This window comes from Nonomuraea sp. B19D2, assembly GCF_040137845.1.
Taxonomy (GTDB): Bacteria; Actinomycetota; Actinomycetes; order Streptosporangiales; family Streptosporangiaceae; genus Nonomuraea.
Genome location: NZ_JBEFAK010000022.1, coordinates 127,928 through 146,352 on the forward strand (window position 1 = coordinate 127,928; position 18,425 = coordinate 146,352).

11 protein-coding genes and 1 pseudogene are annotated in these 18,425 nt (G+C 73.0%); 8 read left to right on the forward strand and 4 right to left on the reverse strand.

Annotation, left to right across the window (positions count from 1 at the left end; translation table 11 throughout):
• Nucleotides 1-18 precede the first annotated feature (18 nt).
• Nucleotides 19-1,089, forward strand: a complete 1,071-nt coding sequence (locus ABN273_RS34160; RefSeq protein WP_349453219.1) for a hypothetical protein — start codon at nucleotides 19-21, stop codon at nucleotides 1,087-1,089.
• 22 nt (nucleotides 1,090-1,111) lie between these two features.
• Entirely contained in the window at nucleotides 1,112-3,070 is a 1,959-nt protein-coding gene (locus ABN273_RS34165) for a serine/threonine-protein kinase (RefSeq protein ID WP_349453220.1), read from the forward strand.
• A gap of 251 nt (nucleotides 3,071-3,321) precedes the next feature.
• On the opposite strand, the gene ABN273_RS34170 is transcribed toward ABN273_RS34165, so the two are convergent.
• Nucleotides 3,322-4,815 carry an alpha/beta hydrolase family protein gene (locus tag ABN273_RS34170; RefSeq protein ID WP_349453221.1) on the reverse strand — a complete coding sequence of 498 codons (1,494 nt, stop codon included), beginning with the start codon at nucleotides 4,813-4,815 and terminating at the stop codon, nucleotides 3,322-3,324.
• A 107-nt stretch (nucleotides 4,816-4,922) separates the two neighbouring features.
• Between ABN273_RS34170 and ABN273_RS34175 the strand changes: the two genes are divergently transcribed.
• From ABN273_RS34175 to ABN273_RS34190, 4 genes and pseudogenes are all read left to right on the forward strand, one after another.
• Complete coding sequence (locus ABN273_RS34175) at nucleotides 4,923-6,041, forward strand: exonuclease SbcCD subunit D (RefSeq protein WP_349453222.1); 1,119 nt, start codon at nucleotides 4,923-4,925, stop codon at nucleotides 6,039-6,041.
• Nucleotides 6,042-6,521: pseudogene (locus ABN273_RS59725) on the forward strand (AAA family ATPase); the annotation flags it as partial.
• Between the two features lie 722 nt (nucleotides 6,522-7,243).
• On the forward strand, nucleotides 7,244-9,703 hold the full coding sequence (locus ABN273_RS59730) for an SbcC/MukB-like Walker B domain-containing protein (RefSeq protein ID WP_502911172.1): 2,460 nt from the start codon (nucleotides 7,244-7,246) through the stop codon (nucleotides 9,701-9,703).
• 50 nt (nucleotides 9,704-9,753) lie between these two features.
• Nucleotides 9,754-10,638, forward strand: a complete 885-nt coding sequence (locus ABN273_RS34190) for an NAD-dependent epimerase/dehydratase family protein (protein ID WP_349453225.1) — start codon at nucleotides 9,754-9,756, stop codon at nucleotides 10,636-10,638.
• 9 nt (nucleotides 10,639-10,647) lie between these two features.
• Here the strand turns inward: ABN273_RS34190 and ABN273_RS34195 are convergent, their stop codons facing one another.
• Nucleotides 10,648-11,286: an HAD family hydrolase gene (locus ABN273_RS34195; protein WP_349453226.1), complete on the reverse strand. Its 639-nt coding sequence runs from the start codon at nucleotides 11,284-11,286 to the stop codon at nucleotides 10,648-10,650.
• 86 nt (nucleotides 11,287-11,372) lie between these two features.
• Between ABN273_RS34195 and ABN273_RS34200 the strand changes: the two genes are divergently transcribed.
• Nucleotides 11,373-12,659: an MFS transporter gene (locus tag ABN273_RS34200; RefSeq protein ID WP_349453227.1), complete on the forward strand. Its 1,287-nt coding sequence runs from the start codon at nucleotides 11,373-11,375 to the stop codon at nucleotides 12,657-12,659.
• Here the strand turns inward: ABN273_RS34200 and ABN273_RS34205 are convergent.
• Entirely contained in the window at nucleotides 12,656-13,876 is a 1,221-nt protein-coding gene (locus ABN273_RS34205; RefSeq protein WP_349453228.1) for a LeuA family protein, read from the reverse strand. The two genes, ABN273_RS34200 and ABN273_RS34205, sit on opposite strands and share 4 nt — an antisense overlap.
• 64 nt (nucleotides 13,877-13,940) lie before the next feature.
• Between ABN273_RS34205 and ABN273_RS34210 the strand changes: the two genes are divergently transcribed.
• On the forward strand, nucleotides 13,941-15,152 hold the full coding sequence (locus ABN273_RS34210; RefSeq protein ID WP_349453229.1) for a citrate synthase: 1,212 nt from the start codon (nucleotides 13,941-13,943) through the stop codon (nucleotides 15,150-15,152).
• On the opposite strand, the gene ABN273_RS34215 is transcribed toward ABN273_RS34210, so the two are convergent.
• The gene (locus tag ABN273_RS34215) at nucleotides 15,145-18,420 is read right to left on the reverse strand and encodes a coiled-coil domain-containing protein (RefSeq protein ID WP_349453230.1); all 3,276 of its coding nucleotides are present in this window, start codon (nucleotides 18,418-18,420) and stop codon (nucleotides 15,145-15,147) included. The genes ABN273_RS34210 and ABN273_RS34215 overlap by 8 nt on opposite strands.
• Nucleotides 18,421-18,425 lie beyond the last annotated feature (5 nt).

The window sequence follows — 18,425 nt, forward strand, 5'->3', positions numbered from 1 at the left end:
CGGTCGAGGGAGGTTCTCATGCGTCGTCGTCGGGTGGCGCTCGCCGGTCTCATGGTCGCGGCAGTTCTCGCCGGTGGCTGTGCCGCCGTGGAGCCGGCCCGTCCGTCCGCTCAGCCGTCGCCCGCCCCGTACAGGACCGACCCGATGATCGTCGCGGTCTCGTCCGATGGTGTGGTGGTGGCGGATCCCGGCAGCGGATCGTACCGGGGCTACTCCTCGCGCGGGGAGCTGCGCTGGACGGACCGGGAAGCGTACCGCCAGGACGCGGACGCCGTCTGCGCGGCGCGCTGCCCTGACGCCGTGCTGTCAGCGCCCGCGGGCGACGTCCCGACCTGGCGGCGGCCGATGGGGCGCGCCACGCTGGTGGGCGGTGCAGGGAAGCGGGTGCTCAGCGTACGGGGGCCGTCGGACGCTGTGCTGGCCGAAAGCGCGCCGGGGAAGGGCGGCTGGCTCACCCTGCTCAGGAACGGCGTGAAACGAACGCGGGTCCCGATCTCCAGCGCGGCGGGGCTCCTCTGGGTGGAGGACCCGGCGCGGTCGGCCGCCCTCATCGCGTACGACGACCCGGACGTCGCGGGGGCCGACATCCGCTGGTTCCGGCGCGACCGGCACGGCTGGCGGCCGACTGGACGCACGGCGCCCGCGGCGGGCGTGTGGGGGGCCTGCCTGGCGGACGGCGGCGACCTGACCGTGCTCACCGGCCCCGGCGCGCGGATGCTGGTGAACGGCCGCACAGTGCCACTCCGGACCGACCTGAGGGTCGCCGCGGAGTGCGCGGCGGGCCGGGACGGCGCGGTCGTGCTGGACCGCTGGGTGGACGAGCGGGGCGTGCGGCACACGGCCGTCCGGGGTGTCGGTGTGGACGGGCGTCAGATCTGGGCCAGGGAACTCGCCACTGAGGCGACGGTCGCCGCCGATCCGGACGGTCGCCGGTTCGCGCTGGTCCACGATGGGACGGCGGAGATCGTCGATGCGCGGGGACGTACGACATCACGGTTCGGCGGGGTGGTGGCCGCCGCGTTCCCGAGGAAGGGCGAGCTCGTCACATTGGACGCAGGAGCACGGCCTAGACGCCTCACGCTTGGTTGAGCGGATCAGTACCGTATGGAGCATGGTTGCCCCTCTTGCCCCTGAGGATCCTCCGCGTCTGGGTGAGTTCGAGCTGCTGGGCCGACTCGGTGAGGGCGGCCAGGGAATCGTCTACCTGGCCCGCGATGCAGGTGGGCAGCGGGTGGCGGTGAAGGTGCTGATCAGGGCCGACGCCGAGGCCCGCGCCCGTCTGGCCCGCGAGCTGGCCGCGGTGGAGAGCGTGGCGCCCTTCTGCACCGCCCGCGTGCTCACGGCCGTGCCGGACGGGCCGCGGCCGTACGTGGTGAGCGAGTTCGTGGACGGGCCGACGCTGGCGGAACGGGTACACGAGCACGGCCCCCTGCACGGCGGCGAGCTGGAACGGCTGGCCGTCGGCACCACGACGGCCCTGGCCGCCATCCACGCGGCCGGCGTCGTGCACCGCGACTTCAAACCGAGCAACGTGCTGCTCGGCCCGGACGGTCCCCGGGTGGTCGACTTCGGCATCGCCCGCGCGGACGGTGTCACGACCATGACCAGCGGACTCATCGGCACCCCTGCCTACCTCGCGCCCGAACAGCTGAGCGGCGCCCCCGCCTTGCCCGCCTCGGACGTCTTCGCCTGGGCGGGCACCATGGTCTTCGCCGCCACCGGCACCTCCCCGTTCGCCGCCGCGGGCATCGCGGACGTGCTGAACCGCATCGTCACCCACGAACCGGATCTGTCAGCGGTCCCGCCGCCGTTGCGCGGCTCGATCGCCGCCGCCTTGGAGAAGGACCCTTCGCACCGGCCGGCGGCGGGCGAGCTGCTGTCCCGCCTGATCGACCCGCTCTCCGGTGGCCGCGGCCGGTCGATCGTGGAGCTCACCAGCCTGGGCAGCCGCCTCGCCGCCGAACCGGCCGGCGATCGGGGAACGCCGGACCCGGCCGGCGGTCGGGATCTTGCCGGGACGGCCGGTCGTGCGGGCACCGCGGAACCCACTGGTCGTGGGGGCACCGCGGAACCCATCGGTCGTGGGGGCACCGCGGGCCCGGCCGGGGAGCCGACGGCCCCGCCCTCCTCACGGGCCCCGGTGCTCATCGGGTGGACCGCTGCGCGGGGCCGCCGTGCCGCGCTCGCCGTGGCGGCGGCGCTGCTCGTGGTCGTGGTGGGGGCGCTCGCCTGGTTACGGCCGTTCGGCGGGACGGGGTCCCAGGCGTCCTCAGGTACCGGTGAGCCGGGCTCCTCGGCCGCCTCACGTCCCGACGCTTCCGCCCCCACCTCCGCCGAGCCCTCATCGGCCTCACCGTCGGGCTCACGGGAGGTCTCGCCCAGCGGGTCGGCGAGTCCGGGTGCGTCGGCGGTCCGGGGCGGGGGGCTGCGGGTGTCCGACACGTTCGGGCGTACGGTCAGCACCGGATTCGGTACGACGGACGACGGGGAGCGTCACTGGTTGGTCGGCGTTCCGGCGAGCGGCTACTCGGTGGACGGCAAGAAGGGCCGGATCACGATGACCTCCGGAGCCGGCTCCAGCGCGTACCTGGACGGCGTGAAGGAGACCAGAACCGACCTCAGCTTCACCTTCGCCGGCGACAAGCCCCCCACCGGCGGCGGGATCTACGTGTCCGCCGTGGGACGCAGGGTCCCGACAGTGGGGGGTTACCGGGCGCACGTGAGCCTGCGGCCTAACGGCAAGGTCCTGTTCCAGCTGATCCGCTTCGAGGCGGGCCGCAGTGAGATCGACCTCGCACAGCCACTGCGGGTCCCCGGGCTGACGGCGGGCGCGGGCATCGCGATGCGAGTACGCGTCCAGGTCACCGGCACGTCACCGACCACGATCCGCGGCAAGGTCTGGGCCATCGGCGCGCCCGAGCCGGACTGGCTGCTCTCCGTCACGGACGCGACCTCCGGACTCCAGGTCCCGGGTGGGGCCGGCGTCCTGACCTTCTTGTCCCGTAAGGCCACCGACACCCCCGTCACGGTGACCGTGGACGACCTCGCCCTGACCGCAGCACCGGGGTGACGTGCCTGGTGACCTCCTGGAACGTGACCGACTCACCGCGAGCCGACAATCCGTTCGGCCCGGAGCAGGCGATCCCGGCGATGCCGAGCCCCCGCGCCAGATGGTGGAGCACCTATCGCTCGCGGGCGGTGAGCAGGTCGAACACCGCCGCGCTTGCTCCTGCCCGGCGACCAGGGGTACTTCTCCCGAAATGATCTCCACCATGGGTGACAACCTGGATTCGCCCAGATTCCCAATAAGGCACCCCTACATCACCAGGGGAACGAGAACAGCCCGTAGTAGGCGGCCGCCACCAGCAGGAGCCCGGTGCCGCCCAGCACGCCCGCCACGGCCACGTGCTGCCAGCGGCCCGGCCGCATGCCCTCACGCAGCGCGGACACGAACGCCGCCACCGCCGTGACCTCCTGAATCAGCATCAGCACGGCCAGCAGCCGCACGACCAGCCAGCCCGCCAGCACGGCCGGCCAGGCGCCTGCCTGGTTGACGGAGAACAGCACCAGCAAGGTGATGAACGCCACCACCGACGCCAGCAGGCCCAGGCCCGTCCAGGCCATCCGGTTGAGCCTGCGTCTGATCGGCGGCCACAGCGCGGCGTTGGTCTCGGCGCGGACCTGGTTGCGCCCGCGCAGGCGGACGACCATGGCCGCGACCGGACCCGCCACGTAGCCGACGGCGGCCAGGCAGATCGTCAGCCCCAGCATCGTGCCGCCCGCGTACCAGGGGGCGGCCGGCACGTCGCTGGCCTCGAACCGCTGCACCGGCGTGGCGCCCGCCATGTGCAGCGCGGGCCTGGCCGTGCCGGGCAGTCCGGTGATCCAGTTGGCGAGGGTCTCGAGATAGCCCTTGGTGAACTCGCCGCCGTTCACCCGCATGGCGTGGTCGCCCTTGGCCATGAACCGGATCGTGTAGTTGTCATTGCCCGCTCTGTGCAGTCCCTTGATGAGGGCCTGCGTGGACTCGACGAAGGGGATCGAGGGGTCCATCGTGCCGTAGAAGGCCAGAACCGGCTGCTTGATCTCGCTTAATGCCGGCTGCGCGTCGTACCTCAGGAAGTTGAAGCCGACCCCGCCCATCGCCCTGGTCAGCAGGTCGCGGGCGCCGATCGGGGCGTGCAGCCTGAGCAGTTGCTCGTTGAGCGCCCAGGCGACCTGGCGGAGCGGGGAGACGTTGGGGGACGACACCAGGATCACGAACCCCACCGCCGTGCTCTTGGCCGCCGCGATCGGCACCACCCAACCGCCCTCGCTGACCCCCCACAGGCCGATCCGCGCCGGGTCCACCTCGGGACGCGCGCGCAGGAACTCCACCATGCGCAGCGTGTCGTCGGCGAGCAGCGAGAAGTCCCTGTGGCGGAAGTCGTAGCCGGTCGTGCGCTTGTCGAACGCCATCGTGACCACGCCCGCCTTGGCCAGGAACTCCGCCTGCGGCGTGAACTCCGTCCGCGACCCGTTGCCCGATCCCGACACGAACACCAGCGCCGGATGGCGCCCCGGCGTCAGCGGCACCCGGAGCGTGCCGTCCAGGCGCTGGCCCTCCGCCGCGATGGAGATCTCCTCCCTGCGGATGGGATCGACTGCCACCACCGGCCGCAGCTCGCTCGGCGGCTGCGCCGGAATCGTCTGGAAGACTGGGTCCGCCTTGAGCGGCGGCGGATCGAACGCGGGTGGCAGGACGTATCCGACCGTCGCAAGAGCCACCAGGACCAGGCCGGCGGCGACGCTCAAGGTGCCACGGCCAGTGCGCATCGGCCTCCCCATGTGGGTTGGTTTGCCCGCCGATCTTCTAGCCTACTCCCGGCCCATGAGACAGGTGAGGCCGCATTTGTCGGTGAGAGCTGTTAGCTTCCTGCGACATGCGGATCCTGCACACCTCCGACTGGCATCTGGGGCGCTCCTTCCACCGGGAGAGCCTGCTCGCCGGGCAGGCGGCGTTCGTCGACCACCTGGTGGAGACGGTGCGGTCCGAAGGGGTCGACGTGGTGGCGGTCGCGGGCGACGTCTACGACCGTGCGCTGCCGCCGGTCGACGCGGTGGCGCTGCTCGACGAGGCGCTCGCGAGGCTGCGCGCGGCCGGGGCGCGGGTGGTGCTGATCAGCGGCAACCACGACTCGGCGCTGCGGCTGCGCTTCGGCTCGGCGCTGTTCGAGGCAGCCGGGGTCCATGTGCGCACCTCGCCCGACCTCGCCTGGGAGCCGGTGCTGGTGGACGACGTGGCCTTCTACGGCATCCCGTACCTCGAGCCCGAGCTGGTCCGCGCCGCCTGGGAGCTGCCCGACCGGAGCCACACGGCCGCGCTCACGTACGCGATGGACCGCATCAGGGCCGATTCCGTCCGCCATCGCGCCTCGGTGGTGCTCTCGCACTGCTTCGTCACCGGTGGGCAGGCCAGCGACAGCGAGCGCGACATCAGCGTGGGCGGCGTGGCGCACGTTCCGCTGCCTGCCTTCGACGGGGTGTCGTATGCCGCGCTGGGCCATCTGCACGGGCGGCAGCGGATGTCGCAGACCGTGCGTTACTCGGGCTCGCCGCTGGCCTACTCGTTCTCGGAGGTCGGGCAGGTCAAGGGGTCGTGGCTGGTCACTCTCGGCTCCGAGGTGGAGGATGTGGAGTTCGTGCCGGCGCCTGTGCCGCGGCCCGTCGGGCGGCTGTGGGGAGAGCTCGAGGCGCTGCTGACAGATCCGCGACATGCCGCTGTCGAGGACCACTGGCTGCAGGTCACGCTCACCGATGCCGTCCGCCCCAAATCCGCCATGGACCGGCTGCGCGCCCGTTTCCCCCACACCCTCGCCCTCTCCTTCGACCCGGTCGGCGCGGCAACCGCCGCCCAGCCCGTACGCCTCAGCGGGCGGCCGGAGGCGGAGGTGGCCCTTGATTTCGTCAGGGAGGTCCGCGGCGAGCCTGCCGCACCTGAGGAGGAAGACCTGCTAAGACAGGCCATCGAGGCGTCGAGGGTGAAGGAGACGATGGCGTAGATGCGGCCGCACCGGCTCTCGCTGACGGCGTTCGGGTCCTTTCCCGGCTCCGAGACGGTCGACTTCGACGCGCTGGCCGAGGCGGGCCTGTTCCTGGTCCACGGGCCTACGGGGGCGGGCAAGACCACGATCCTCGACGCGCTCTGCTTCGCCCTCTACGGCCAGGTGCCCGGTCAGCGCAACAGCGCCCGCAGCCTGCGCTGCGACCACGCCCCGCCCTCGGCCGGGCCCTCGGTCACGCTGGAGGTGTCCATCCGTGGCCGGTTACTCCGCATCCAGCGCTCACCGGCCTGGCACCGTCCCAAGCTGCGCGGGACCGGTTCCACGGAGGAGAAGTCCAAGGTCGTCGTCTCCGAGTGGCAGGGGGCCGAGTGGCACGGGCTGACGACCAGGCTCGACGAGGCGGGCGATCTGGTGGGCGGGCTGCTGGGCATGAACGCCGAGCAGTTCTGCCAGGTGGCGATGCTGCCCCAGGGGGATTTCGCCAAGTTCCTGCGGGCGGACGGGGATGATCGGGCCAAGCTGCTCGAGCGGCTGTTCACGGTGAAGGTCTTCACCCAGGCCGAGTCGTGGCTGGCCGAGCACCGGAAGCTGGCGTGGCGGGCGGCGCAGGAGCTCCGGCAGCAGGTGGACTTCGCCATCAAGCGGGTGGAGGAAGCGGCGGGCGACGACCTGCACGGCGGTGTGTCCGCCGGCGATGGTGCCGCGGGCCGGGACGGGGCCGACGCCGAGGCGCCCACGCCCGAGGAGGACCCCCTGCGCTGGGCGGGAGCGCTGCGCGAAGCGGCGCGGGCAGTCGTGACGCGGGCCGATGAGCAGCACGAGCTGGCCGGGCAGGCGTTGCGTGCGGCGCGGTTGCGGTTCGAGCAGCCGCCGCCCTCGCCGACCGGCAGCGCCGTTACGCCGAGGCGCTCACCCTGCGCCACACCCTCGACGAGCGGGCGGACGAGCGGGCCGACCTGCAGGCCATCCTCGACGACGCCGCCAGGGCCGATCGCGTGCTGCCTCTCATCACGGTGGCCAGGCAACGTTCGGAGGCCGCCACCAAGGCACGCGCCCTGGCCGCCGACGCCCTCGCCCGAGCCCGCCCCCTGCTGGCCCGCCAGGCGGAACGGCAGCCGGGCGAGGCCACCGGCCCCTCGCCGACCTCAAGTCGTCACTCAAGCACGTCATCCTCGGCGGGCGGTCCCGCGGCGGCTGAGTTGGCGGGGCTGGAGCGGGAGCGGCAGGCGGAGATCGCGCGGTTGTCGGAGCTGCTCACCGAGGAGGCCAGGCTGTCGGTGGTCCGGCGCGACCTGCTGCGCGTGGCGGAGGAGCTGGCCGAGCTGGTCGGCGCCGACGAGGCCGTCGGCGCAAGGCTGGCGGTTCTGCCCGGCCTCATCGAACAGGCCGAAGGCAGGCTGGCCGAGGCGCGGATGGATGCCGCCAGGATCCCGGCCGCGCAGGCCGTCCGGGATGCCGCCGCCCACCTGATCGAGATCGACGATGAGCTGGCCAGGCTGGCCGTGGAGCTCGACGCGCTGGCACAGCGCGAGGCCGAGGTGTCGGCCGCCGAGACCGAGCTGCCCGGACGCATCGCCGACGCCGGCGCGGCGCTGGCGGAGGTGCAGGCGCAGGCGGCCGCCATCCCGGCGGCGTCCGCCGGCCTCGACACAGCCAGGGCCGCGCTGGAGGCCACTCACCGCCGCGAAGCCCTGGCCGTGGAGCTGGAGGCGGCCGTCGCCACCCACCAGGCGCTCGTGGACCACGCCCAGACCCTGCGCGAACGCTGGCTGGACCTGCGCCAGGCCCGCATCGACGGCATGGCGGCGGAGCTGGCCCGCGACCTGTCCGAGGGCCGGCCCTGCGCGGTCTGCGGCTCAGACCACCACCCCCACCCCGCCTCTCCCGCCCCCAGCGCCCCTTCGCCGGAGGACGAGCACGCAGCCGAGAGCGCGCACGAAGCCGCCCTGGCCGAACGCGAGGCCGCCGAACGCGCCCTCGCCTCCCTCGAGTCCCGGCACGCCGACGCGGCCGAGGCCACCGAGGGCTTGGACGTCGAGACGGCGCAGGCGCACGTTCTGGGGGCCGAGCAGGAGCTGGCCCGTCTCCAGGCGGTGGCCGACCGGGAGCCCGCCCTGGCCGCCGCCCTCGACCGCATCGAGAGCGAGCGCGAACGGGTTCGGGATCAGGCCAGGGAGGTCGCCGAGGCCCTCGCCGCCCACCGCGCCCATCGCACCCACCTGGAGTCCGAACGCGCCCGGCTCCTGACCCGCCTCACCCAGGCACCGGTCCCAGCCGACGGCGCCGACGCGATGCTCCGGGAGCTCGACTATGCGAGCGCGGCGGTGCCGGGGGCGGCTGCGCGCGATGCGCAGGGCGAGGCGCTCGAAGGAGAGGGCTCCGGCCAGGGGGACCTGGACGGGCCCGCCGTGCTGGACCGCGCCGAGCGCGAGCTGCGCAGGCTGCGGGCGTCGGCGGGCAACGAGCCGGTGCTGGCGCGGGAGGCGGCGGCGCTCAGCCGGGAACGGCTGGAGCTGGAGGAGCGCGGCCGGCGGGTCGCCGCCCGGCTGGCGGCCTGCCGCACCAGGCATGAGGAGCTGAGCGGCGACGCCGGGCGGCTGAGCGCGCGGCTGGACGCGGCGCGGGGCGACGACCCCACCCTGACCGCGCGCCTGTCCAGGTTGCACGACGAGGCCGAGCTGCTCCGGGAGGCGCTGGAGGCCACGCAGGCGGCGATGGCGGCCGGCGACGAGCTGGTCAGAGCCGGGCAGGCCGCGTCCGAGGCGGCCGTCGAGGCGGGGTTCGCGGACGTGGCGGAGGCGGAGGCGGCGTTCAGGAGTCCGGCCGAACGGGAGCGCAAGGCCGAGGCGTTGCGGCGGCTGGACGACGAGCAGGCCGCCGTCACGAGCGTGCTGGCCCAGCCCGAGCTGATCGCGGCCGCCGCCGAGCCCGCGCCCGACCTGGCGGCGATCGAGGGCGAGCGGGACCGGCTGGAGGCGGCGTACACGCGGCTGTCGAGCGAGCGCGACCGAGCCGTGGCCAGGGCGCAGCGGCTGGAGGAGCTGCACGGCGAGCTGGCCGGCCGCATCGAGCAGTGGCGCCCGGCGGCCGAGCGGCACCGGCTGGCCGAGCGGATGGCGGCCCTGGCCAGCGGCACGTCCAGCGACAACCAGTGGAGCATGAGCCTGTCGTCGTTCGTGCTGGGGGAGCGGCTGCGGCAGGTGGTGGACGCCGCGAACGAACGGCTCGACCACATGTCGTCAGGGCGTTACCTGCTACGGCACGACCTGCGGAAGACGGCGGGGTCCCGGGGGCGTTCGGGCGGCGGGCTGGGGCTGCGGGTGGCCGACGGGTGGACCGGCGTCGATCGCGACCCGGCCACGCTGTCCGGCGGCGAGAGCTTCATCACCTCCCTGGCGCTGGCGCTGGGGCTGGCCGACGTCGTCACGGCCGAGGCCGGGGGCACGGAGCTCGGCACGCTGTTCGTGGACGAGGGCTTCGGCACCCTGGACGAGGACACCCTCGACGGCGTGCTGGACATCCTCGACGGGTTGCGCGACGGAGGGCGGGCCGTGGGCATCGTCAGCCACGTCGCCGAGCTCCGGTCGAGGATCAGCGCCCAGCTCAAGGTCACCAAGACCCGCACCGGGTCGACCCTCGCCCTGGCCGGGGTGCGCTGAGGGACCCGCGCTAGATTGCTCGGACCGAACCCCGTAAAGGAGCAGAGCTCATGCACGTCGTCGTCACCGGAGCCCACGGCAAGGTAGGCCGTGCGGCCGTCAAGGCGCTGGCCGCGGCCGGTCACGAGGTGACCGGCGTGGACCTCACGCGCCCCGTCTTCGAACGGCCCGAGCCCGGCCGGCCCCGCTACCAGCAGGCCGAGCTGACCGACGCCGGGCAGGCGTTCGCCGTGGTCCGCGGGGCCGACGCGGTCGTGCACGCCGCCGCCATCCCCGACCCCACCGCCAATCCGCCGCACGTGGTCTTCCAGAACAACCTGATGGCGACGTTCAACATGATCGAGGCCGCGGTCCGCTTCGGCGTCTCCCGCTTCGTGAACATCTCCAGCGAGACCGTCCCCGGCTTCTTCTTCCCGGAGCGCCCCTTCCTGCCCGACTACGCGCCCGTGGACGAGGAGCACCCGATCCGGCCGCAGGACCCGTACGCGCTGGCCAAGCACTTCGGCGAGCAGCTCATGGACGCGGCGGTGCGCCGCTCGGACATCAGGTGCATCTCGCTGCGGCCGAGCTGGGTGCAGCACGAGGGCAACTACGAGCGCAACCTCGGCCCGCAGGTCCGCGACGTCTCCGAGATCGGCGCGGGCCTGTGGAGCTACATCGACGTGTACGACCTCGCGGACGCGATCGTCCTGGCCACCGAGTCCGACCTGCCCGGTCACGAGGTGTTCTACATCGCGTCGCCGGACAACGCGGGCGGGCACGACTTCGCCGCCGCGCTGCGGGAGCACTACGGCGACCGGATCGAGCTGCGCCCGCTCGCCCGCAAGGACGCCTCGGGCATCTCCTGCGCCAAGGCCCACCGCCTGCTGGGCTGGAACCCGAAGCGCTCCTGGCGCGACTATCTGGACGAGAACGGGCGTGCCCGTCAGGGGTGATGAGAGAGCCTAATCGCCCTCGAGAGAGCTGATCAGGCCGGGCAGGGCGGCATGGTGGTGGAAGATGGTGGCGCCCAGGCCGGTGAGGCGGGAAGCGGGGGTGAGGCCGCCGGCGAAGGCCAGGCAGCGCATGCCCGCGCTCATCGCCGCCGTCACCCCGAACGGGCTGTCCTCCACCACCACGCACCGCTCCGGCTCCACCCCCATCGTGGCCGCCGCGTGCAGGAACAGGTCCGGCGCCGGCTTGCCCCTGGCCACGTCCTCGGCGCTGAACACCCGCCCGGCGAACCGCTCGGTCAGTCCCGTGAGCTCGAGGCTGCGGCGGATCGTGCTGTGCCGGCCGTTCGAGGCCACGCAGGTCGGCACGGTGAGCCGGTCGAGTGCCTCCTCGATGCCGTCGACCGCGCACAGCTCGGCCTTGACCGCGGCCGTGTAATCGGCGATGAGCTGTTCGCGCCAGCCCGGCGGCGTCTCGCCCACCTGCTCGTCCCAGTACTCGTTCGTGCACCCCACGAACCGCTCGGCGTACTCCGCCTCATCGATCGACCAGCCCAGGCGCCGCAGCGCCGCCGTGCCCACGCGTACGGAGATCGGCTCGCTGTCCACGAGCACCCCGTCGCAGTCGAAGATGACCAGATCGACAGCCAAACCCGTTCCTTCCCAAGGTGATATTTCGCGGGTGATAGCTTCTCTGTATCGCCTTACAAGACGCAAGTCCGCATAGTGAGACCAATATGACAACATCCCCCGATATCGCGGCCCCCAGCCGGTCCAGGATCGCGGCCGCCAGCCTCATCGGCACCGCGATCGAGTTCTACGACTTCTACATCTACGGCACCGCGGCGGCTTTGGTGCTCAATGCCGCCTTCTTCCCCAAATTGGACCCGGTGGCGGGCAGCCTGGCCGCGTTCGCGTCGTTCGCGGTGGCGTTCATCTCGCGCCCGCTCGGCTCGGCCGTGTTCGGGCACTGGGGGGACCGGGTCGGCCGCAAGTCGATGCTGGTCGTGTCGCTGCTGGTGATGGGGCTCTCGACGGTCGCGATCGGGCTGCTGCCCGGCTACGCGGCCATCGGCGTGGCGGCGCCGGTGCTGCTCGTGCTGCTGCGGTTCACGCAGGGCATCGGGCTCGGCGGCGAGTGGGGCGGCGCGGCGCTGCTGGCCACCGAGCACGCGCCGCCCGGCAAGCGCGGGCTCTACGCGATGTTCCCGCAGCTCGGCCCGTCGGTCGGCTTCATCATGGCGAACGGGCTCTTCCTGATCCTCGGCGAGGCGCTCAGTGACGAGGAGTTCGGGTCATGGGGGTGGCGGCTGCCGTTCGTGGCGAGCCTGCTGCTGGTGATCGTCGGCCTGTACGTACGCCTCAAGATCTCCGAAACGCCGGTCTTCCAGGCGGCCATGGACCAGCACCGGATCGCCAAGGTGCCGTTCGCGGGCCTCATGCGGCACCAGTGGCGGCGCGTGCTCCTCGGCGCCGGCGCCATGACCGTCGCCTACACGCTCTTCTACACCGCCACCACCTACTGCCTGGCGTACGGCACCACCACGCTGAAGATCCCGAAGACCACCATGCTCGCCCTGACCATGATCGGGGTCGTGTTCATGGGCGCGGGCACGGCGGTCTCCGCGATGGTCTCCGACCGCCTCGGCCGCCGCCGCACCCTCATCGCCGGGACAGGCGCGGCCGTCGTGTGGGGACTGGTGATGTTCCCGCTGATGGAGACCAGGTCGGTCGTCCTTGTCGGCCTGGCCCTGGCGGGGGCGCTGGGCCTGATGGGGCTGATCTTCGGGCCGATGGGCGCGTACCTGCCGGAGCTGTTCAGGACGCAGTACCGCTACAGCGGCGCCTCGGTGGCCTACAGCCTCGGCGGCGTGCTCGGCGGCGCGGTGCCGCCGCTGGTCGCCACCAGCATGCAGGCCGGCGGTCTGGGCGTGACGGCCGTCGGCGGGTACGTCGCGGCGATGGCCCTGCTGAGCCTGCTCTGCCTGCTGGCCCTGCCCGAGACGGGCGACGACACCTTCTAAGGGTTCTCGTAGCCGGGGAACAACAGGGACAACTCGCGCGGGAACGTGGCGATCAGGCGGAGCTCGTCGTCGGTGAGCGGGCGGCCGGTCATGGCGTTGCAGAGCTGCACCAGCCGGAAGGCCAGGTCCTCCTCGCGGACCTCCACCCCCAGCCCGTCCATGACGTGCCGGAAGCCCGCCTTCCCGCCGTACTCGCCGGTCAGCACGACCCGGCCGTCCCGCGCGTGCCAGTCCTCGGGGAACGGGCCCAGCGTGGCCTCGTCGTACAGCTCGTAGTTGCCGTGGTCCTTCAGCGCGCCGTCGGCGTGGATGCCGCTCTCGTGCGCGAACGCGTTCCGCCCCACCCCGACCTGGTTGTTCGGCAGCTGCTGCCCGAACGCGTAACTCGCCCACAACGCGAACCTGCGGGCCCACGACAGGTCGAGCGCGTCGCCGATCTCCGCGTTGAGCCCGAAGCCGTGCTGGAAGGCCAGGATCGTGGAGAGCAGGTCGGCGTTGCCGGAGCGCTCGCCGATGCCGTTGACGCACGTGTTGATCCAGGCGTCCTGCCCTGCCTCGAGGTCGCCGAGCGCGCCCGAGACGGAGTTGGCCACGGCCATGCCGAGGTCGTTGTGGCAGTGGGTCTCGACCGGCATCGCGACGGCGGAGGCCAGCTTGGCGAAGCGCTCGCGGATCCTGTCGGGCGTGTCACCGCCGATCGTGTCGCAGTAGCGCACCCGGTCGGCGCCCGCCTCCTTGGCTGCCAGCGCGAACTCCAGCAGGAAGCCGCCGTCCGTCCTCGAGCCGTCCTCCGCGTTCACTCCCACGGTCCGCGCGCCCGCGGCCTTGGCCGTGCGCACGGCGGCCGTCATCTCCCTGATGATCGCGTTCCTGTCCAGCCGTCCCCGGAACTTGTTCTGGATCATGTAGTCGGACGTCGAGATGGACAGGTTGTAGTGCTCGAGCCCGAGCGGCGCCGCCTTCTCCACGTCCTGCGGCACGCCGCGGCACCATCCGGAGAGCCGCAGGCCGCCGAACGCCCCTGCCTCGGCCAGCGCCACCTGCGCCTTGACGTACGGGACCTCGTGGAACAGGAAGGGGAATCCGATCTCGGACTGCGCCACCCCGAGCTTGGCCAGATAGAAGTTGACCATGGTCTTGCCGAACTTCGACAGGCCGGTGCGCGCGGTCTGCACGCCGTCCCGGTTGGTCACATCGAGGAAGTGAACTTTTGGCATGCCCTCACGTTGACACGCTCTCTCGACATGGATCAATATTGATTTTCATCAACATTGAGGGGTCATGGTGGAGTGGATCGACGCAGCCACGGCGTCCGCACGCCTTGGGGTCAAGCCCGCCACGCTGTACGCGTACGTGAGCCGGGGCGTGCTGCAGCGGCGGCACAGCGAGGACGGCCGGCGCAGCCTCTTCTCGGCGGAGGAGGTCGAGCGCCTCGCCCGGCGCGGGCGTCCCCGCAACCAGCCGCCTGAGCTGGTGATCGAGTCGGGCATCACGGCCCTCGGGGTGGACCGACCCTACTATCGGGGGCTCGACGCGCTGGAGCTGGCACGAACGAGCGACTTCGAAACGGTCGCCTCCTGGCTCTGGACCGCCGACCCTGCGAGCGGCAGCGGGGCGCGCATCCCGTGGCCGGTGCCGTGGCGGTGCGAGCCGGACGCGCTGGCGGCCGCCGTGGCCGCGCAGCGCGGGCTTCCTGAGGACCTCCTGCCCCTCGACCGCCTCCAGGTGATCACCACGGTCCTCGGCGCGTCAGACTCCCTCCGCTACCAGCTGGACCCCGTCTCCGTCGCCGCCACCGGCCGCCGCATGATCGCGGGGCTCGTCGACGCCCTGCCGCAGCTCAGCGAGCCCCAGGGCGAGTCGATCGCCGAGCGCCTCTGGTCCCGCCTGTGCCCGCGGCCCGCCACCCCCGCCCTCCTCGACGCCCTCCAGGCCGCCCTGGTGCTGCTCGCCGACCACGAGCTCGCCGCCTCCACCCTGGCCGCCAGGGTCGCCGCCTCCGCCAAGGCAGACCCGTACGCCGTGGTGCTGACCGGGCTCGGCGTGCTCGGCGGCCCGCTGCACGGCGGCGCGTCGTACGGCGCGGAACGCCTGCTCGCCGAGGTCGCCGAGCCGCACCAGGCCGCACGGGAGATCGGCGAGCGGGTGCGGCGCGGCGAGCGCATCCCCGGCTTCGGCCACAGCATTTACAAAAACGGCGACGGTCGCGGCGGCCTCCTGCTCGACCTGGTCAGTGCGGCCGCGCCAGGGCACGAGCGGCTCGCCGCCGGAACGGCCGTACTGGAGGAAATGCGCAGGCGCCGCCTCCCGGAGCGGAACACGGACTTCGCCCTCGCCATCCTCACCGCCGTGAGCGGCATGGTGAGCGGCGCGGGCGAGGCCATCTTCGCGGTGGCCAGGGTGGCGGGCTGGCTGGCGCACGCGATGGAGGAGTACGGCCGAGGCACCCTCCTCCGCCTCCGCGCCTCCTACACCGGCCCGCCGATCAAGTGACCGCGGCGCCGGTCCTGTCGACGTATGCGGCCAGCGCCCGCACCCGTTCGGCGTGCTGGTCGTGCCCGACGATCACCGGCGGCTCGTTGTACGGCATCGCGTCCGACGACCGCCGCAGCTTGATGTACTGCCCGCAGGCGTCGATCGCGTACGGCTCCATGTCGTCCTGGAGCGCCCCGATCACCGTGATCCCGTACGTCTCCCCGATCCGCCTGAACAGCGCCACCGCCTCCCTGCGGTGCTCCTTGCCCAGGTTGCGGCCGAGCTCGTCGAGCACCAGGCACAGATGCCCGCCCCCGGAGGAGGCGATGGCCGCCGCGCACACCAGCTTGACGGCCTTCTCGTCCATGAGCGCGGTGTTGGCCCGCCGGTTGTACGGCACGAACCCCTGCCCCTCGCCGCGCCGCCACTTCGGCGTCACCCGCCACTGCCAGCGCTGCTCGGGGTCGGCGGGCGCGGGCGGCACGGGGAACTCCAGCGTGGCCCCGTAACCCCCGTAAGAGGTGTCCAGCTTCTCGAACTCCTCGGCCACCCGCGTGAGCCGCGCCTTGATCGCCGCCGTCAACGCCGCCCGGTGCACGGCCGTCGACTGCGCCGCCTCCTCGGCGCCGCGCGCCGCCGCCGCCAGGTCACGCTGCCTGGAGACGACCTGGGCCTCGATCTGGCGCCGCTGGTGCCGTTCGTACTCCTCCTGGCCCCGCAGGTAGGAGGCCAGCGCCCCGCACACCGCCGCGAACGTCGCCTGCTCCCGCGCCGCGCTCCCGCCCCGCTCGCTCAGCAGGAACCGCAGCTCCTCCGGGATCTCCGCGTCCTCCTCCGGGAACGTGTCGCGCAACGCCTGGTCGAAGTGGCGTTCGGCGATCCGCCACCACTCCTCGGCCGCGCGCGGCCGTTCCTCCTCCGGGAGCGCGCCGAGCCATTCGCGGGCCGTCTCCACCGTGCCGCCCCAGTCGGCGGCCAGCGCGTCAAGCTTGAGCGACTCGCGTTCGGCGCCGACCTTGGCCTCCCGGTCGCGGGCCTGCGCCCGCTCGGCCTCGTGCCGGTGGCGCCGCCCCTCCAGGCGTTCGATCTCCATGTCCCTGGTCCTGGCCCGGAAGTCCAGCGCTCCGGTCTGCCGCTCGGCCTCGGCGACCTTCGGCGCGGCCTCCTCGATCGCGGTGTTCAGCTCGGCCAGCCTGGCCCGCCGCTCGGCCAGCTTCGCCTCCAGCTCGGCCAGGCGCACCCCGGCCCTGGCGCCTTCCAGCCGCCGCTGCGCCTCGGCGACGGCTTCCTCCCCATCGCGTACGGCCTGCGCCGCCGTCTCCTGTACGTCCTTCGCGCGGTTGAGTCGCTGCTCGGCGGCCTTGATCCGGGCCTCACGCCCGGTGGCCACCCCGTCGAACGCCCCCACGACGCTCACCCCGGCCGAGCTGACCAGCACGGAACCGGGCAACGCGGCCAGCGCGGCAGCGGCGGCATCGAGCTGCGCCGCATCCACGATCACCGCATGCTCGTTGGGCCACCCCCGCAGATCGCCCAGCACCAGCCCACCCGACGGCCCGCCGACGCCGCCCGGCGCTTTTCCGTAGCGTGCCTTGAGGGCCGCGCCCAGCGCCTCGACGTCCCGCGCCTCGACGTCCCGTGCCTCGGCGTCACCCGCCCCGCCGGCATCCGCACCGGCGGTCCTCCCGCGCAGTGCCTGGTCGTGTCCCGAGGAATGGGCGGCGTCGCGGGCCTGCTCGGCCACGTCGAGGGCGTCCAGCAGGCCGGTCGCGCCGACCCCGGCCGCCGCCAGCGCGTTGAGCTGCGCCGCCGCCGGACCGCCCTCGGCGTCGTCCAGCGCCGCCTGAGCGGAGGCCACCTCCTGGTCGGCCACGCCGAGCGCTTTGAGCGCCTCGTTGAGCCGCAGCCGGACCTCTCCCAGCTCCCGCTCGGCCGTAGGCACGTCACGCCCGTCGGCGAACCTGCGCCTCTCCTCCAGCGCCGGAATCAGCCCGCGCAGCTCGTCGGCGGAGTTCTCGGCCACCGCGCGGTCGGCGTCGAGCTTGGCCGCCCTCGCCTGCAGTGCCGCCAGCTCCTTGCGGGCCTGCGAGACCTGCCTGTCGAGGGTGTCCTCCCGCAGCGTGGCGATCTCCGCCTTGACCATGGCGATCGCCTCGGCGGCCGCCTCGCCGGCCGCGTGGTGCCGCTCCAGGTCGGCGGCCAGCGCCTCGTCCTTCGCCGCCGCGTCGGCCAGCTTGCGCGCCTGCCTGCCCCGCCAGCACCGCAACGCGTCCGCCAGCCGTACCCTCGCCTGGTCACGCCGGTCGAACGTGGTCAGCAGCGCCTTGGACTCCGACTCGAACTCCGCCAGCCGCTCGGCCGCCTGCGCCGCGCGCACCCGCTTGGCGTGCTCGTCGCGGCGGGCCTCCCGCTCCTGCTCCAGCTCGGCGTCGAGGCCGGTGAGGGCGGCGATGGCCTCGAAGACCCGCTCGGGGGAGATCTCGTTGAGCGGCTGGGAGAGCAGGTTGGTGGCGACCTTGCTCCGTACGGACGTGGACAGGAACGACACGCACCTGACCCGGTCGCCGTAGAGCACCTTGGTCAGGTCGCGTGCCACCACGTCCCGCCGACCGGCCGACTTCGGCAGGGACGCCCAGATCTCGTCGGCCCGCGCCACCCGCTCGGCCTCGGACGGGGACGCCGCCAGGTGCACCCCCTCCCGCCAGCGGATCTCCAGGTGCGGCGCCTCCTGGTTGACCTTGAGCCACACGGTGAGCGCCCCACCCGAGGTGTCGGGCACCTCGAACAGCTCCCCGCTGAGCTCGCCCCCGGCCACCTGGCTCTCGAGCGCGAACTCGGCCTCCTCCGCGTCGTCCGGCGACTCGGAAGCCGTGGCGGGAGCATCGCCCGCCTGCGGGGGCGGCACGGAAGCCGCGTCGTCCGGTCGTTGGAGGTCGAGGTCATAGGGGGCGAACCCCTCCATGCCGGGCGGACCGAAGACGCCCACGATGTAGCCGTGGTCGGCGCTCGCCCACTGGCGGGCTCCGGCGCCGCTGGCCAGCTCGGCGTTGAAGAGCAGCTCGGACACCGCCTTCGCGCCCGAGGCGAAGCGCCACTGCTCGTCCCCGAGCAGCGCCGTGATCGAGGCGATGAACGACGACTTACCCGCGCCGTTGGAGTCCTTCGGCCCGGCGCCGGCCACGACGATGAGCGTGCCGGGGACGGTGGGCACCGGATGGGTGGAGAGCCGCGAAATGTTGACCGCCTGCATGGCGATCAACACCCGGTCTCCGACGACGTTCTCCACCTGTG

Bases quoted from the DNA above. Each gene is read 5' to 3' on its own strand.
- ABN273_RS34160 (WP_349453219.1), top strand. From the start codon at position 19: ATGCGTCGTCGTCGGGTGGCGCTCGCCGGTCTCATGGTCGCGGCAGTT.
- ABN273_RS34165 (WP_349453220.1), top strand. From the start codon at position 1,112: ATGGTTGCCCCTCTTGCCCCTGAGGATCCTCCGCGTCTGGGTGAGTTC.
- ABN273_RS34170 (WP_349453221.1), bottom strand. From the start codon at position 4,815: ATGCGCACTGGCCGTGGCACCTTGAGCGTCGCCGCCGGCCTGGTCCTG.
- ABN273_RS34175 (WP_349453222.1), top strand. From the start codon at position 4,923: ATGCGGATCCTGCACACCTCCGACTGGCATCTGGGGCGCTCCTTCCAC.
- ABN273_RS34190 (WP_349453225.1), top strand. From the start codon at position 9,754: ATGCACGTCGTCGTCACCGGAGCCCACGGCAAGGTAGGCCGTGCGGCC.
- ABN273_RS34200 (WP_349453227.1), top strand. From the start codon at position 11,373: ATGACAACATCCCCCGATATCGCGGCCCCCAGCCGGTCCAGGATCGCG.
- ABN273_RS34205 (WP_349453228.1), bottom strand. From the start codon at position 13,876: ATGCCAAAAGTTCACTTCCTCGATGTGACCAACCGGGACGGCGTGCAG.
- ABN273_RS34210 (WP_349453229.1), top strand. From the start codon at position 13,941: ATGGTGGAGTGGATCGACGCAGCCACGGCGTCCGCACGCCTTGGGGTC.